The organism is Streptomyces sp. NPDC002640 (assembly GCF_053592575.1).
Window position 1 is genome coordinate 70,620 of record NZ_JBSFVZ010000019.1, and the last position, 15,553, is coordinate 86,172.

A 15,553-nucleotide genomic window follows, 5' to 3' on the forward strand; every position below is an offset into this window, starting at 1 on the left:
CGACTCCGTACTTCCGCATGAGCGCCCGCAACGACATGCCCCCTTGGCGTCACGGCGGATCGCCGCGTACAGATCGACCTTGGACTTCGGCAGGACCCGGGCCCCCTTGTCGTGCAGAGCACAACCATGGCCCCGAAGCAAGCAGCGAGGTGTTCTCGAAACTCGGCGACATCACTCTCCCGTGGAACCGAGCGTTCCTGCCGTTGAGCGTCAGACGTTCTTGAAACTCACCAACAAAGCCGGGGAGGTGAGCTCCAGAGCCCGGTTGTCCCGTCCGGCAGCCATGTGGTCGAGCCATCGTTCGTACCAGGCGAGAAAGTCCGGGGCTGAAGAGACGTTCGGCCCCCAGAAGCCGTCTGCGTTGCCGATGAGCACGCGCCCGGTGAGAGGGCCGGTCATGCCTATGAGGACGAGATCGCTGCAGCCGCGATCGATGACATGCAGGAACAGGTCACCACGGCGGGTGGGGCGATAGGTGCGGCTGAATCCCCTTGCGCCCGTGCCGGCGTCTCTGGAGTTCATCGTGAAGAGCGTGCAGTCCTCCAACGGGATCAGTCCGTAGTACGGAGACGCACCACTGCCGCCCATGTGGGTGAGGAAGTCTCGATAAGGCTGCGGGAGTTCCACGTCATGCTCGGCCTCGAAGGCGTCTGCCTGACCCTTGGTGAGGCGGGGGCCGAGACGGAATTGGTGCCGCTCTTCCCCAAAGGAGTGGCTTCGGCCGGGCGCGTAGGGGATGCCTGCCAGCTTGCGTCGCAACCGCGGAATGCGGGAGTCCATGCGAGCTCTTCTCTCGTGTCGCCCGCAATCTATCGCAGGGCACCAGAGCTCATCCTGCGAGCAGGACTCCCTTCCTGCCCGGCAGGCCGAGGCTGTCGGTGCTCAGCCGGCCGTCCGGGCGAGTTCCACCTCGCCGGCCTCCGCAAGGGCCGTCATCGCGGCGCGCTGGGCGGTTCTGACCTCTTTCGGGTCCACCTGCGTCGGGCGCATCGTCCACTTCGCCTCGATGGCTGCCGTCCAGGAGGCCAGGTCGGCCGGCCGCTGCTCGGGCGGCAAGCTCTGCCTTTTCCGCCGCTTCCTGCCGGCGACGTGCCTGGCTTCGCTGGATGTCGCCCGCTGTCGGTGTCCCTGCCATCCCCGTGTTCTCACGAACCGGCCGGCCTGGGCCTGCTCGGCAGCAGGCTGTCGACGCCAGCCACCGCTGTCGGGCTGTTCCGAGGCGCGGCGCCGCGATAGGTGTCGGGGCGGCCCCCGGCGAGCCGGATCGTCGGCCGGGCAAGGCCGAGCCGCTGTCCTGTCCGGCCGGCCGGCCGGCCGGCGAGTGTGGACGATCGCGGGCTTCCCCACGCGGAAGTGCGTGTAATGATCCCGCGACCGCCGTGAGCTGACGACAAGACAGATCGCGCGTGGTTCCAGCTTCACCTTGAGCAGGTCAGATGCAGGGTGGGGACCGCACCCGTAGCAGCCGCTTCAAGCGCTGAACTCGTCGCGAAATACCAGCTGCAGGCGGTCGCGAGCTGGCAGGTCGACAACGACGAAAGGCGGATCAGCGCGCCGGGTCAGACGTGTCCCGCGCCTGGTCGCGGCCGGCGACCACCAGGTACCCATCGCTGTCGGGGTCGAAGGTGGTGGACTGCACCGTGAGCCCGACGATCCGCAACTGCGCCACGAGGTCCTCGTAACGGTAGGGCCAGATGGACAACCGCTCCGAGCAGGCTCGCACGGCCCCGTCCGGCTCGACCTGGGCGACCACGATCTCGAGGAAGTGTTCCTGCTCCCAGCTCTGCTCGATCTGCCAGTAGTAGCTGACGACCGCATCGCGGTCGTTGCGGCGGATGAGTCGATCGCGGACGTCCACCCGTGAACCGGCGGAGCGCACGAGCTCCCAGTTGCGCGAGTGGAGCACAAGGCGTCCGCCCGGTTTCAGCAGCCGCGACATCGCTTCCAGCGCGGCCAGGCGCCCGGCTGCGCCCTTGGCGTGCCCGAGCGAGTTGCCGACGCAGAAGACGAGATCGAACGTGGAGTCCTCCAGGTGGTCGGGCAGCTCGTCCCAACTCGCCCGGAGGGTCCGAAGCGGGACACCCTGCTCGTCGGCGACCTTCTCGGTCCGGCGAACCATCCCCTCACTGGCGTCTGTGGCGACCACGTCAAGGCCAAGAGTCGCGAGACCGACGGCGAGCTGGCCGGTTCCACACGCGCAGTCGAGGACGCGCGCGTTGGGCGGCAGAGAGCCCACGACATCGCTGTAGTAGACCGCGGCCGCCTTGGCGGGGGTCAACCTGTCATCCCCGATCAGCCACTCGTACACGTCGGAAAGCGCCCCATAACCAGCCACCGCGACAACCCCCATCACTCGACGACGCGCGGGCTGGACTGCCCTGCGCTTCGGACCTTGCGCCTCGCGCTGTGACGGGCCGTGTCGGCGAAGCGTTGAGCAGGACCCAACCACTTCCGGCCGCCGAGACTCCACCGGATTTTGTGGGCCGCCGCGACACGTCGCGCCGACGCAGGCCCTCACTCCACCGGCGCCCCATGGGCCACGACGGGGAGCGCGGTCGGCAAGCGCGTGCACTGCGGAGCGCTTTCAGGCACAGCCATTCCAACTGATTGCCGAAACGCCGCGTCCGGATGAAGGACCGCCGGCGACCGCGGGATGCGGCCGGTCTTGGCGGCCGTCGCCCGCCTGGCGCCGGAGGCCGAGTCCCGCGAGGGCTACACCGGACCGCCTTCAGTGAGCAGCCGGGGGGCTGCCAGGGTGTTCTTTGCGGGCCCGCAGCGTCGTCAGGTCCGCTGCTTCGCACGCCCGGGCTTCTGCTCCTGGTCGCCGGTCTCGGGGTCGGTCGGCTCGGGCACGAGCAGCTGTTCGGGCGTCGCCGCCTGCTGGTGGGCGACGACGTCGTAGGCGCGGCCCGCACGGCGGTGGCGGTGGTGGTGCGCAGCTCCCCCGGACCCGCATATCGCACTCCCTCGCGGGCCGGCCCGAGGGCCGCGCGGGCGGCTCGCCGGGGTCGGCGGGGGGGGTGCAGGCCAGGTTCGGGTGCGGGGGTCGTTGGTCGGCGGCGGGCGAGGAGGTCGGGGAGCGATTTGCGGGCAGCCGCAACAGCGGCTGGCCGGCGACAGCGTCATACCGGCTCAGTGATGGCCGTCAGCAGGGCGATGATGCCGGCCGCGGTGCCAACTATGGAAAGGCAGGCGATTGCCGTCTGTCCGCGGGATATCGGCTCGCTCTGCTCGGCCTCGGATGCGGCCATGCGGCGGCGCCACCACCTGGCGAAAATGAGCCGCTGAGCCGCCAGAGCCAAGGTGATCATGATGTACCACGCCAGTCCGGTCTCGGCGCCCATGTCCGCCGTCTTCACGGCCAGCGCCAGCCCCGGCACTACCGCGGCGGCGACAGCCGTCAGCCACCACCGCAGCTTCTTGGGCCCTGGAGTGAGGGACATGACCGCGAACACCAGAGCGAGACCCGAGACGATGGCGGCGATCCACCAGTAGGTGATGGTGACATGTGCAGCGAACATGACTATGTCTATCCCCCCTCACGGCGACCGGTCGCGCCCCAATACCCAGCCTGGCCAGCAAAAACGTGAGGCGGCGACGGTGACCTGGAGCACGAGCGACTACCGGAAGAGGCCGACCAGCTACACCCCGCCAGTCGGGAGCAGACGCCGAATTTTCCTCTCAGGCGCCCCGCAGACGGGAATTGGGGAAGCGGCTCGGGGGCGGACGCGAGTGTCATCGCTATCCGGCGAGCACTGCCGACATGCGGGAGCTGGGCGCCGAGCTCGTCGGCCGCCGGCCCGCTCGGTGGCCGCTTGCAACGACGAGGTGGCCGAACTCGACGCCCCCTTCCGCCAGCCGACGGGGCGTGCGTAATCGTCAACCTAAGGTTGACAGTCGTTGAGGCGCAACCTACGGTTGACACATGTCGACGAACCCGAGCATCACGTCATCCATACGTCTCGACGACCTGATCGCGGCCATCAAGCAGGTCCGCGCCGAGCCTCTCGAACAGCTCCAGGACGCGGTCATCGCCGGGGAGCATCTCGGTGAGGTCGCCGACCACCTGATCGGCCACTTCGTGGACCAGGCCCGGCGGTCGGGCGCGTCCTGGACCGACATCGGCAAGCGCATGGGCGTCACCCGTCAGGCCGCGCAGAAGCGCTTCGTGCCCAAGGAATCCGCCGACCTCGACGCGAGCCAGGGCTTCAGCCGCTACACCCCCCGCGCCCGCAACGCCGTGATGGCCGCGCACAGCGAGGCCAAGGCCGCGCGTAACGCCGAGGGCACGCCCGAGCATCTCGTCCTCGGCTTGCTCTCCGAGCCCGAGGGCCTCGCCGCGAAGGCCGTCGCCGCACAGGGCGTGCCCCAGGACGCGGTGCGCGCGGCTGCCCTCGCCGCGCTGCCGTCGGCCGCCGAGGAGGTGCCGGAACTGGTGCCCTACGGCCCCGCCGCCAAGAAGGTCCTGGAACTCACCTTCCGCGAGGCCCTCCGGCTCGGCCACAACTATGTCGGCACCGAACATCTCCTGCTCGCCCTGCTGGAGCACGAGAACGGCGAGGGCGTGCTGAGCGGGCTCGGCCTCCGCAAGGAGAAGGCGGAGAAGTTCGTCGCCGATACCGTCGCTCAGCTCGTCGCCACAACCAGCGAGAGCACCGCACAGGAGCCCGGGCAGGGCTGAGCCAGCCGGCTCTGCCGAAGCCCGGCGCCCGCTCACCGGGGTGTCGTTGGCACTGACCCCTGCGACACCCCTGGCATGACCGGGAGGCGGGTGCTCGTCTCGCTTTCGGATCCGCAGTGGGGTTTTCTGTCTTCTGTCCACAGACTGGCGGGCCCAGAGAGGGCCCCGTCACGGTGAGGAGGGCTCGGCAGGAGCGGGAGGATCGGCCAGCCTATAGGTGAGTACAGTGCGTGCTTACCCTGTGGCACACCGATAGACCCAGGGCGGGCTGGGCCGGGGCCGCGACACGTGCAGTGACCGGTCTGCAAGAATCGCGTGTATGGAGCAACGAACTGTGACGAGCGCTGAGCCGGTCCTCGGGCAGGAAGAGCGCTTGGTCGTCGTGGCTGCGGCTGTCGTCGAGCGGGGACGGCTGCTGGTCGTGAGCAAGAAGGCGGCGCCGCAGGTGTTCTACCTGCCGGGCGGAAAGCCCGAACCGGGTGAGACGCCGGCCGAAGCGCTGGCGCGGGAACTCGACGAGGAACTCGGGGTCCACCCGGTCGAGCCCCAGTTCCTGGCCGACATCGAAGCCGTGGCCGCACTGGAGGGGGTGCCCATGCGCATGACGGTCTTCACCGCGGGGATCAGCAACATCCCCCGGCCCGCAGCCGAGCTGGCGGACATGCGGTGGGTCAACGGCGCTGAGCCGGATGTCCAACTGGCTCCGGCGGTGAAAGATCAAGTTCTGCCGCTCCTGGAGCGCAGCGGCCTGCTGGCTGCGTAGGACTCCGACCACAGGCGCGGCATCTCCACCGCGACGGCTCTCGCCGTCCTCTTCGGCTCGGCGGCACTGACCGTTGCCGCGACGTCCGACGTAAAGAATGCCTCGACGCGTTCGGCCGGGCCGCCGACACCGCCACGGCGCTGCGGCTGTCCTGGTGGGGACGTCGCCGTATCGCGCGCACGAGCTGCCCGTGGCGTGCCTTCCGCAGAATGCGAAACGCCGCGTCCCCGGCAGCTGCGATGCCGGTGTTGTGACTGAGTGTTCTACCCAGGAGTTGAGCGAGTCTCTGACCATCAGCGGAGAGGGCCGTTGGAGGCGGAGCCGGAGCCGGACGTGGGCGTCGACGATGGCACCGATGTGGTAGTAGCTGAGCAGTTGATGAGGGGGCGACAGCATGGACGCAGCAGTGGCGCTCAGTCTGATCCGCATGGCCGCTGCGGACATGGCCGGGGAACCATGGCAGCGGCCGTCGGATGCTTACCTGGTCCAGTTGGGCTTGGACGCTCTGATGGCGGACATCGACGCTCCGTCGCTTCCCTTGCTGGCAGGCCTCGCGCGTGGTGAGTATCCGCAGGCCCGCGAGCTGTTCAGCCTTGTGCTGGAAGAGCTGGGGCTGCTGCCGCCGGCGTTGGACGATCTCGCCGAGGCCCGGTGGATCGCGGCGCGGTGGTGGGCCGGCCGGATCGTGGCGTGCCAACTCGATCCCGTGCACGGAGCGAAGCTGATCTTCGAAGAGGCTGCGGCCGAACTCGACTACCCGGACGTGCTGCAGCCCATGGTCGATCTGGCGACAGCGCTCGGCCTCTCGGACGAGCGGCCTGCGGACCCGAGGGTTGTTCGGGACCAGGTCACCTCTGCGGCGCGGGAGTTCCTCGCGGCCGAGGGCTTCCCGATCGGTTGACGGTGCGGGCGCCTGCACGACATCAGGTCAGCGATGCCGCCGCGGGTCGGCGGATCGTTCGTGCCCGTGCGGAGCATGGCCAGGAGGGCGTGCGAGTCGGGGGCGGTCAGTCGGTGGGGGTGAGGGTGATGATGGAGAGGCCGTGGCGGTGGGCCGCGTCGGTGAGTTCCTCGAGGGTGGGCTGCCGGTCGACGGTCACGGTGATGCCGAGCCGGTTGGCCTTGCCGGGGCCGAGGTCCTGGAGGAGGCCGGCGTAGACGCGGGCGACGGTGGCCGGGTTCTCCTCCAGCGTGGCGCGCATGGGGCGGCGTTTCCCGTGGAGGGTGACTTCGATGTCGGCGCCGCCGCGGAAGTTGGCCCGCCAGCCGCTGTTCGTGAAGACGCAGAGCCGGCCGTCGACGCGCTGCTGCGCGGCGGGCAGGTCGTAGCGTCGGCCGCTCTTGCGGCCGGTGAAGTGCAGCAGGAGCAGGTTGGCGGCGGCGCCGCCGCGTCCCTTGGCGATCTGCCGGGTGACGAGGGGGTTGACGAGCTTCATCAGGGCGGTGGGCGGGTGCTTGCGGATGACCGCGGGCTGGGCAGAACCCATGAGGGGTTCCCTTCGGGGGGTGGAGGTGGGCGGGGAGGCGCGGGTGGGACGGCGTGCGGTCAGGCCGGGGTGGGTGTTCGGGTTTCGCGGGGTGACGGGGAGGACGGCCCTGCGGGCAGTGGGGTGAGGCCGGGGAGGAGGACGGCTGCGACGACGGCGTGCAGAAGGGTGAGGACCACGCGGGTGGCGGTCGTCGTCGCGGGGTCGGCGAGGGGGAGGCAGGAGAGGACGAGTACGGCGATGCCCGTCGCCGTCCACACGGCCTTCGCGCGGCGCGGGGCCCACCGTTGGAGGAGGCGGACGAAGCCCCAGCCGGCCACGGCGCTGAGCAGGGAGACCACGGCGATGGGTGCGGGGCCTATCTCCATCACGCCCTGGGGGGTGGTGGTGTTCAGTTCGACGCCGAGGAGGGGCACTGCAACGGCCCATGTCGCCAGGGGGGCCGCCACCGCGGCCAGGACGGTCCGCGGTACCGGCCAGGCGGTGCGTCTGCCGGATGTGTCGCCGCTCATGCTCTCGGTTCCTTCTCTCGCTCGCCGTCGGCCAGCAGGCCGTGCAGCAACATGTCCGCGACGGCCTGCGCGGAGGCGTCCGTCGCGCCGCCGGGGCGGGCCAGGCCGAACAGGAGGGCGAAGAAGAACTCCGCGGCCTCGGCAGGGGCCGACCGCAGCCGGTCACGGTCCGGTTCCAGGAGGCGGGCGACGGCGTCGACGATCGCGCCGATCGCCCCGTCCCGTTCGCGGGGCCCGTCCTCCCCCGGTGCGCAGCCTGCGCCGTAACCGGTGGCCTGGAGCGCGCCCATCACGGCGCCCATCCGCCCGAGGTGGGCGAGCACCGCGTCGGCCGCCGCCTCCAGGCGCCGTTCCAGGCAGTCCTCCGCGCCGGCGGCGGACAGTTCGCCGAGCACCTGGTCGGGCCGGGCGGCCTCGGCGACGCAGGCGGCCAGCAGTTCGTCCTTGTCCGCGAAGACACGGAAGATCGTCGCCTCGCCGATTCCGGCGGCGCGGGCGATCTTCGCCGTGGTCACGGTGGTGCCGAACTCAGCCACGAGGGGCAGGGCGGTACGGATGATCATTTCGCGGCGCTGCTCCGGGCTCATGCCCGGTGCCCGCCGCCTGGGGGTAGGCGCGCTCACGCCGCCGACATTACGGTGTGAGTACTCACTCCGACAAGTCGCGGCGTGTCGGTCGCGTGGCAGGGGTGGTTCGCCGGGCGGCGCTCCCCCGGTGGTCAGCGGTGTCGCATCCAGATGTTGGGTTCCTGGTAGATGCCCTGGTCGGTGTCGCGGTCGATGTGGAGGAGGGCGAGGCCCTCGGGGATGACGTAGTCGCCGGTGTCGGGGAAGGCCATGCCGGTCCAGCGTTCCCAGTCGGCGACGGTGCCGGTCATGGTCTGGGAGGCGGGTGCGGGGGCGAGGAGGGTGGCGCCGAGGCGCTGGTGGGTGCGGATCCAGGGGTCGAGGGCGAGGCCGTCCTCGCGGGTCCAGCGCATGAACGACTCGATGGGGGTGAGCGGGTAGCGGGCCTTGGTCGTGGGGCGGACGGGGGCGACGACCTGGTGCAGGCCCGCCCGGACCGCGGTCTCGCGGAGTGCGGCGAGGGTCTGCCCGGCCAGCCCTCGCCCCTTCAGGGAGGGCGTGACGACGGCTCCGCAGATGACGAAGGTGTCGGGCGCGACTCCCTGTTCGTGGCCCTCGACGGCGCGCACCAGGGCCTGGGTGTAGCCCGTGGGGAGGGTGTCGGGCCGGTCGTCCCAGTGGAGAGGCACGCCCCAGCCCGCGGCGACGGGCACGTCCTGGTCGTCCAGGAGCATCAGGTCGAACGCGGCGAACCACTCGCGGACCCGTCCGATGTACTGCTTCACCAGGTGGTCGGCGGCGATGAACTCCGGGAAGCCCTCGCTGAAGAGCTCCTTGAGGTCCTCGCCGCGGCGGGGGCGTGCGTCGCTGCGTTCGATGGTGAAGGTCACGGGCAGTTCATAGCACGAGGGGAGACGACGACATCCACGGCCGGACGGTGAGGGGGCGCGGGCTGACGGATGGCGAGGGTTGACGGGTGGGTGGGGGTTGACGGGTGGGTGGGGTGGTCGGGTTGGGTGGTGGCCGGTTGCGGGACGAGTGGTGTGGAGGACGGGTTCTTGAGTGCGCTGCCCCTGGAGGGGATCACCGTGGTGAGTCTGGAGCAGGCGGTCGCCGCTCCGTTCGCCACCCGTCAGCTCGCCGATCTCGGCGCCCGGGTCGTCAAGGTCGAACGGCCGGGGACCGGGGACTTCGCCCGCGGCTACGACCGCACGGTGCATGGGCAGTCCAGCCACTTCGTCTGGCTGAACCGGTCGAAGGAGTCGGTCACGCTCGACGTGAAGTCCTCCGGCGGGCGCGAGGTCCTGGACCGGCTGCTGGAGCGGGCCGACGTGTTCGTGCAGAACCTCACGCCCGCCGCGGTCGGCCGGCTCGGGCTGACCTGGGAGGAACTGAACCGGGTCCACCCCTCGCTGGTGGTCTGCGAGATCTCCGGCTGGGGCAGCGACGGGCCGTGGGCCGACCGGAAGGCGTACGACCTGCTGGTGCAGTGCGAGACCGGGCTGGTGTCGGTGACCGGGACGCCGGAGGAGGCGGTCAAGGCGGGGATCGCCGTGGCCGACATCGCCGCCGGCATGTACGCCTACTCGGGCGTCCTCGCCGCGTTGCTGCGGCGGGCCACCACCGGACGGGGAACGGCCGTCCAGGTCTCGCTGTTCGAGGCGCTCGCCGAGTGGATGGGATACCCGGCGTACTACACGGCTTACAGCGGGCAGCAGCCCGCGCGGGCCGGCGCCTCCCACGCGACCATCGCCCCGTACGGGCCGTTCACGGCCGCGGACGGGAGCACGGTGCTGGTCGCGGTGCAGAACGAGCGCGAATGGGCCTCGCTGTGCGGGGTGTTCCTGGGACGGCCGGAGGTCGCGGTCGACGAACGGTTCGCCACCGGGCCGGCACGGGTGGCGCACCGGGGCGACGTGGACGCGCTCGTCGCCGCGCGGTTCTCCGAGCTCGATGCCGCGGACGCCGTCGACCTGCTGGGGAAGGCCGGGGTCGCCCACGCCCGCATGAACTCCGTGCGGGACTTCTGGGACCACCCGCTGCTGGAGGCGCGGGACCGGTGGCGGGAGGTCGGCACCCCCGAGGGCGCCGTGCGTGCCCTGCTGCCGCCCACCGGCCTGCACGGGGTGACGCCGCGGATGGACCCCGTGCCCGCGGTCGGCGAGCACACCCGGGAGATTCTCGTGGAGCTGGGGTACAGCCCGGACGAGATCGGGCGGCTGCGCGAGCAGGGGGCCGTCTGAGGAGGGCCGGGGCACGGCCCTGGAGGGGGGTCATTTCCTCACGTGGTTGCGCCGGTTGGCGCCGAGGCGTGGGTGCGGGACGCGGGTGCGTGTGCGGTGCTTGCGCGGGACGACGGGGTCCTCCCTCTCGCCGGGGAGGCGACGCAGGTGGTGGAGCCAAGCGGCGCCAGCGGCGGAGAGGAGGCCGACGGCCGTGCAGCAGAGCCAGGGCAGCCAGGTCCGGCCGGTGCGGTCACCGAGGTCCATCGCCCAGCCCACGGCGCTGGTGCAGGCCGAGGCGGCGACTCCGGAGATGACGTAGAAGAAGCCGAAGTAGGTGCCGACCAGGCCGTCGGTGGCGTGGCGGGTGACCAGTTCGAGGGCGGACGGCTGGGTGGTCATCTGGCCGAGGGCGAGGAGGAAGGCGCCGGCGGCGAGGGGGCTCAGGAGCAGCGCGGTGTCGGCGAGACCGGAGGGTTCCGACGGGGTCATGAACATGATGACGAGCGGCGGGAGGAAGGCCAGGCCCATGACGGCGAGCCCGGGGGCGATCCAGCCCGGTGGTCCGCCTCTGGCCCGGACCAGGCGGGTCACCCGCAGTTGGAGGGCGAGGCCCGCCACGGCGACGACCATGGGCATGACGGCCGCTGCGGCGGGTTCCCCGGAGACGCCTTGGGCGGTGTGCACGAAGAGGAGGTAGATCTGGTTCTCCAGGGCCGTGAGGGCCGTCATGGTGAGCGAGAAGGCCAGGAATCCTCTGTCGTGGAGGACGAGCAGGCAGCCTCGCAGGACGGACCGGCCGCGGCGTTGGCGTTCTCCTGCGCCGTGTCGGGCGTGGGCGGGCAGCGCGAAAAGCTGGAGCATGGTCATGGCCGCCAGCACGGCCGCCGCGGTCACCGCGGCGGCCCGGAAGTCGATCATGCAGAGCACGCTGCCGAGTGCGAGGCCGATGAGGCCGCCGGTCGCGGTGAAGACATTGAGCATCGCGAACACCTCTGCCCTGCGGTCGGGCGGGGCCGCCTGCGCGGCGCAGGCCCGCATCGCCGGGTAGAGCAGCGCCCCGCCGACGCCCGTGAGGACGGAGGCGACGAGCACCGCGTGGAGGGTGTCCACGACGGCGATCAGGGCGAAGCCGGCCAGGCGGAGCACGCATCCGATCGGGATGACGCGGAAACCGCCGAGCCGGTCGGAGGCCGTGCCGCCGAGCACGACCAGCCCTTGGTGGCTGAGCTGGATCGTGCCCAGGATCGCCCCGACGAGTGCCGAGGACAGACCCAGGTTCCCGCCGAGGTGGCCCGCCAGGAAGGGGAAGAGGAGGAACGTGCCGATGTCGATGCCGAGTTGGTTCACCATCAGGAACCGGACGGCCGCGGGGAAACTGCGGACCGTGCGGAATGTGTCCATGGAGCTTCCTTGCGCACGGCCCGTCGGACTGGCCCGGTGCGCAGGGAGGTCCGTGCATATGCCATTCACGATAGGGAACGGCATGTGTCGGTTTGCCCGGATCGGGCGGACAAGAACTCCTTCGAGCGACGCGGTTCATATCGCCGCACCATCAGGTCGTCCGACGCCTGTGCGCGGGCTCGTTCGTTCGCCCCTGGTGGTGCGCTTCTGCGCCCCTACCTAGGGCTCCTGACGGCTGATGGGTCACGCGCCGGGAGTTTCGGCTGATGGGGAGACGGGCGGCGCCGGCGGCGGGAGGGCGCACGCGCGTGTTGCCGGTGGGCGGTTCCGGGTGCGAAGCGTTGGTCCGGGTCACGTCAGGGATCTGCGCCTGCGAACGATCCGGAACCGCCCGGGAGGGTCAGCGGGCGACGTTCTCGGTGGCCGTCAGGAGGGACAGTTCCTCACGGGTCGGCAGTCCTTCCCAGTCTCCGGGGACGGTGCAGGCGAAGGCGCCGGTGGCGACCGCGGTGCGCAGCCGCCGCTCCAGCGGCTTTTCGTCAAGGAGTTCGGCAAGGTAGCCGGCCACGAAGGCGTCGCCCGCGCCGACCGTGTCGACGGCGTCGACGGGGACGGCGGGCACGGTCAGCCGTTCTCCGTCGGCCACGGCGGCGCAGCCGTCGGCGCCGAGTTTGACGACGGCCTGGGAGGGCCCGAGGGCGCTGAGGGCCGCCGCGGTCTCCAGCGGGTCCTCGTGCGGGGCGACGAAGAGTTCCGCCTCCTCGGGGCCGGCGAAGACGATGTCGGCGGCGGCGACGAGGGGGGCGAGAGCTTCGGCCGCCCGGGCCGGACTCCACAGCTTGGTGCGGAGGTTGACGTCGAAGGAGACGAGGATGCCGCAGTCCTTTGCCGCGTGGACGGCGTGGCGGACGGCGTCGGCCGCCGTGGCCGAGAGGGCGGGGGTGATGCCGGTGACGTGGAGGAGGGCGGCTCCGTCGAGGGCGTCGTCGGGGACGTCCTCGGGGGCGAGCCGGGATCCGGCGCTGCCGGCGCGGTAGTACCAGACGCCGGTGGTGCGGGCGGTCCGGCGTTCCTTGACCATCAGGCCGGTGGGGGCACCGGTGTCCACCGTGACGCGCACGTCGAGGTTCTCGGCACGCAGGTGCCGGGTGACGCTGCGGCCGAAGGGGTCGTCGCCGACGCGGCCGATCCAGGTGGCGGGGACGCCGAGGCGGCGCAGTCCGATGGCGACGTTGCTCTCGGCGCCTCCCACGGACAGGGCCATGCCCGGGACGTGGGCGAGGGCGCCGACGCGGTCGGGGGTGAGCAGCGCCATGGTCTCACCGAAGGTGACGACTCGGGCGGGCCGGGTGTCAGGCACCGGAGACCTCCTCGGCGGCGTCGCGGATGGTGCGCAGGACCTCGCGGGCGCGTCGGCGCAGGGCGGTGAGGTCGCCGCCGCCGAGGGCGTCGCCGAGGAGGGGGCCGCCCAGACTGACGGCGGGGCAGCCGACGCGGATCCAGTCACCGACGGTGGAGCGGTCCACTCCCCCGGACGGGATGACGGGCATGCCGGGGAAGGGTCCGTGCAGGTCCTTGACGTAGCGGGGCCCGACGGCGGAGGCGGGGAACAGCTTCACGGCGGAGGCGCCGGCGGCCCAGCCGGTGCGCAGTTCGGTCGGGGTGAGGCCACCGGGCACGATGGGAACGCCGTGGGCCACGGCGGCGCGGATCAGTTCGGGGTCGGTGTGCGGGGTGACGACGTACCGGGCGCCGGCCGCGACGACGGCGTCGAGGTCGTCGGTCGACAGGACGGTTCCGGCGCCGACCTCGGCGTCCTCGCCGAGCGCTTCGGCCAGCTCGGAGATGGCGGCGACGCCGCCCGCCGTGGTGAGCGTGACCTCCATGCTGCGGATGCCTTCCTCGGCGAGCGCCTCGGCGGCGGGGCGCAGGTGCCGGGCGTCGGCGGCACGCAGGACGGCGATCACCCTGGTCTCGCGCAGGATGGGGCTCAGGGGCTGGGGGCGGGGCTGCTGCCCGGGCCGGGAGGGGCCGGGGCCGGGGGCGGGGTGGGTGACCGGGTTGACCGGGTTGGCCGTGTTCACGGGGGTGGCTCCTGACGGGTGCGGGGTGGGGCGGCGCGGTGGCCGGGGTCGGGGTCGGGGTCGGGTGGTGCGTGCGGGCGGTCGCGCGGCGGGCTGACTACGGGTTCCGTGGCGGCCCTGGGCGCGAGGGCCGGGGGCTAGGTGCGGGGCCGGGCTCCGGGCTCCGGGCTCCGGGCTCCGGGCTCCGGGCTCCGGGCTCCGGGAAGCGTTCAGAGGACCACGCGGTAATGGGTGGTCAGGCGGCCGGTGTCGTCGAGGACGTGGTAGGCGATGCCGGGCGGCTGCTCGCGGTCCGCGGGGGCGTCGCCCTCCCAGGACATGCGCAGGGTCCAGGTGACGGCCGGGCCGACGATCAGGGGGCGGCCGGCGAAGGCCGAGGCGGCCGCGGTGTGGGCGTGACCGGTGAGCACGGCGGCGACCCGGGGGTGGGCATCCAGGAGGGCGGTAAGTGCCGCCGGGTTCTGGAGCCGGCAGGAGTCCGGCAGGGGGTGGTGGAGGTCGACCGGCGGCTGGTGGAAGGCGAGCAGCGCGGGGGTTCCCTCCGGCAGGGCGGTGAGTTCGGCGTCCATCCAGGCCAGGGTCTCGGCGTCGAGCAGGCCCTCGTCGCGGCCGGGGATGATGGAGTCGCACATGAGGACGGCGGTCCCGGCGACGTGGTGGAGGCGGTTGACGGGGCCTTGGCCGGACTCCTCGCCGAGCAGGGCCTTGCGGAGGGCCGGGCGGGAGTCGTGGTTGCCGGGGCAGGTCAGCACCGGGAAGGGGGCGGCCAGGATCCGGGCGGCCTCCTCGTACTCGGACTCGGCGCCGTGGTCGGCGATGTCACCGGTGACCAGGAGGGCGTCGACGGGTCGGGGCAGGGACCGCAGGTGGTCCATGACGCGCTCGGCGCGGTGGGTGGCCCTTTCGCCGCCGTCCAGGTGGAGGTCGCTGATCTGCGCGAGCAGCACCGTCATCGTCGCACCCTCTCGTGGCGGCCCCCGGCCGCCGGTCGGCACCGCGGCGGACCCGGCCGCCGCAGCGCTTCCTAACGGTAGATTTCCTGTTTACCGTGAGGACAGTAGACTCCCGGGCGGTCCGTCAGCAAGGGGCTGACGGCGGGGAGGGCGGGAGGTGCTGATGGAGCGTCGGCTTGCGCTGGAGCTGGCGGGCACGATCCGGCACGACGGCGTCGGCGGTGTCGCGGACGACCTCGCCACGGTGCCCGGAACGACGGACTGGCTGCGGGAGCGGTCGGACGCACTGGCCGGTCTTCCGCCGGACGGGCTCACGGCGGACGACCGGATGCGGGACGAGGTCGTCGCACTGCGGCAGGCCGTCCGTGCCCTGTTCGCGCGAGCCGTGCGTCCGGCCCCGCCGAGCCCGGCGGACGCGCACCGGCTGATGCCGGCCGACGAGGCCCTGGCCCGCCTGAACGCGGCCGCCGCGCGGGCTGCCGTCGTCCCCCGCCTGGACTGGCCCCCGGAGGGCTCCCCCGCCGCCCTGACGGTGGCGGTCGGCGGGGATCTGACCGCGCGGGTCGTCGCGGCGGTGGCCCGGGACGCGATCGCCTTCCTGGGCGGGCCCGAGCGGGAACTGCTGCGGGCCTGCACGGCCCCGCGGTGCGTGCGGTACTTCGTGCGGAGCCACGGTCGGCAGGAGTTCTGCAAGGCCTCCTGCGGGAACCGGGCCCGGGCGGCCCGCCACTACCGGCGTCGGCGCGCGGACGCGGAGGACGGGACCGCCCGGGCCTGAGCCCCGCCGCGACGACCGGGGTGCCGGATGCCGCATGCCGGGTGGCGGGCGGTGGGCGGTGGGGCCTGCTCCCAGGTCCCGATTGCGCACGCCCGTGCCGCCC

General features: G+C 72.1%; 17 protein-coding genes. 5 read left to right on the top strand and 12 right to left on the bottom strand.

The genetic code is table 11. The features are described 5' to 3' along the window. Positions 1-210: 210 nt before the first annotated feature. The 4 genes from ACWD3O_RS23650 to ACWD3O_RS23665 all read right to left on the bottom strand — a co-directional run bounded on the left by ACWD3O_RS23650 (position 211) and on the right by ACWD3O_RS23665 (position 3,521). Positions 211-780: an SMI1/KNR4 family protein gene (locus tag ACWD3O_RS23650; RefSeq protein ID WP_451417257.1), complete on the bottom strand. Its 570-nt coding sequence runs from the start codon at positions 778-780 to the stop codon at positions 211-213. Positions 781-882: 102 nt separating this feature from the next. Continuing rightward, positions 883-1,056, bottom strand: a complete 174-nt coding sequence (locus ACWD3O_RS23655; protein WP_451417258.1) for a hypothetical protein — start codon at positions 1,054-1,056, stop codon at positions 883-885. A gap of 490 nt (positions 1,057-1,546) precedes the next feature. Then, positions 1,547-2,350: a class I SAM-dependent methyltransferase gene (locus tag ACWD3O_RS23660; protein WP_451417259.1), complete on the bottom strand. Its 804-nt coding sequence runs from the start codon at positions 2,348-2,350 to the stop codon at positions 1,547-1,549. A 772-nt stretch (positions 2,351-3,122) separates the two neighbouring features. Further along, positions 3,123-3,521: a hypothetical protein gene (locus tag ACWD3O_RS23665; RefSeq protein ID WP_451417260.1), complete on the bottom strand. Its 399-nt coding sequence runs from the start codon at positions 3,519-3,521 to the stop codon at positions 3,123-3,125. A gap of 404 nt (positions 3,522-3,925) precedes the next feature. On the opposite strand from ACWD3O_RS23665, the gene ACWD3O_RS23670 reads away from it, so the two are divergent. From ACWD3O_RS23670 to ACWD3O_RS23680, 3 genes are all read left to right on the top strand, one after another. Continuing rightward, the gene (locus ACWD3O_RS23670) at positions 3,926-4,681 is read left to right on the top strand and encodes a Clp protease N-terminal domain-containing protein (protein ID WP_451417261.1); all 756 of its coding nucleotides are present in this window, start codon (positions 3,926-3,928) and stop codon (positions 4,679-4,681) included. A gap of 319 nt (positions 4,682-5,000) precedes the next feature. Next, positions 5,001-5,444, top strand: a complete 444-nt coding sequence (locus tag ACWD3O_RS23675; RefSeq protein WP_451410213.1) for an NUDIX hydrolase — start codon at positions 5,001-5,003, stop codon at positions 5,442-5,444. A 394-nt stretch (positions 5,445-5,838) separates the two neighbouring features. Further along, the gene (locus tag ACWD3O_RS23680; RefSeq protein WP_451417262.1) at positions 5,839-6,345 is read left to right on the top strand and encodes a hypothetical protein; all 507 of its coding nucleotides are present in this window, start codon (positions 5,839-5,841) and stop codon (positions 6,343-6,345) included. 106 nt (positions 6,346-6,451) lie between these two features. On the opposite strand, the gene ACWD3O_RS23685 is transcribed toward ACWD3O_RS23680, so the two are convergent. The 4 genes from ACWD3O_RS23685 to ACWD3O_RS23700 form a co-directional block, all read right to left on the bottom strand. After that, positions 6,452-6,931: a hypothetical protein gene (locus tag ACWD3O_RS23685; RefSeq protein ID WP_451410212.1), complete on the bottom strand. Its 480-nt coding sequence runs from the start codon at positions 6,929-6,931 to the stop codon at positions 6,452-6,454. Positions 6,932-6,990: 59 nt separating this feature from the next. Beyond that, positions 6,991-7,443: a DUF6069 family protein gene (locus ACWD3O_RS23690; protein WP_451417263.1), complete on the bottom strand. Its 453-nt coding sequence runs from the start codon at positions 7,441-7,443 to the stop codon at positions 6,991-6,993. Then, complete coding sequence (locus tag ACWD3O_RS23695; RefSeq protein WP_451417264.1) at positions 7,440-8,066, bottom strand: TetR/AcrR family transcriptional regulator; 627 nt, start codon at positions 8,064-8,066, stop codon at positions 7,440-7,442. The genes ACWD3O_RS23690 and ACWD3O_RS23695 overlap by 4 nt, the downstream gene beginning before the upstream one ends. Before the next feature lie 95 nt (positions 8,067-8,161). Then, positions 8,162-8,899, bottom strand: a complete 738-nt coding sequence (locus tag ACWD3O_RS23700; RefSeq protein WP_451417265.1) for a hypothetical protein — start codon at positions 8,897-8,899, stop codon at positions 8,162-8,164. A 168-nt stretch (positions 8,900-9,067) separates the two neighbouring features. On the opposite strand from ACWD3O_RS23700, the gene ACWD3O_RS23705 reads away from it, so the two are divergent. Further along, the gene (locus ACWD3O_RS23705; RefSeq protein ID WP_451417266.1) at positions 9,068-10,252 is read left to right on the top strand and encodes a CaiB/BaiF CoA transferase family protein; all 1,185 of its coding nucleotides are present in this window, start codon (positions 9,068-9,070) and stop codon (positions 10,250-10,252) included. Positions 10,253-10,282: 30 nt separating this feature from the next. Here ACWD3O_RS23705 and ACWD3O_RS23710 read toward each other — a convergent pair whose 3' ends face one another. From ACWD3O_RS23710 to ACWD3O_RS23725, 4 genes are all read right to left on the bottom strand, one after another. After that, a complete protein-coding gene (locus ACWD3O_RS23710; RefSeq protein ID WP_451417267.1) occupies positions 10,283-11,635 on the bottom strand; it encodes an MFS transporter in 1,353 nt (450 codons plus the stop codon). A 400-nt stretch (positions 11,636-12,035) separates the two neighbouring features. Further along, complete coding sequence (locus ACWD3O_RS23715) at positions 12,036-12,995, bottom strand: sugar kinase (protein ID WP_451417268.1); 960 nt, start codon at positions 12,993-12,995, stop codon at positions 12,036-12,038. After that, positions 12,988-13,719 (bottom strand): bifunctional 4-hydroxy-2-oxoglutarate aldolase/2-dehydro-3-deoxy-phosphogluconate aldolase, encoded by a 732-nt coding sequence (locus ACWD3O_RS23720; protein WP_451417269.1) that lies wholly within the window; start codon positions 13,717-13,719, stop codon positions 12,988-12,990. Before ACWD3O_RS23720 ends, ACWD3O_RS23715 begins: the two co-directional genes overlap by 8 nt. 209 nt (positions 13,720-13,928) lie before the next feature. Next, positions 13,929-14,672: a metallophosphoesterase gene (locus ACWD3O_RS23725; RefSeq protein ID WP_451417270.1), complete on the bottom strand. Its 744-nt coding sequence runs from the start codon at positions 14,670-14,672 to the stop codon at positions 13,929-13,931. Between the two features lie 163 nt (positions 14,673-14,835). Here ACWD3O_RS23725 and ACWD3O_RS23730 point away from each other — a divergent pair, with 163 nt between their 5' ends. Further along, positions 14,836-15,450, top strand: a complete 615-nt coding sequence (locus ACWD3O_RS23730; RefSeq protein WP_451417271.1) for a CGNR zinc finger domain-containing protein — start codon at positions 14,836-14,838, stop codon at positions 15,448-15,450. The last annotated feature ends 103 nt before the right edge of the window (positions 15,451-15,553 follow it).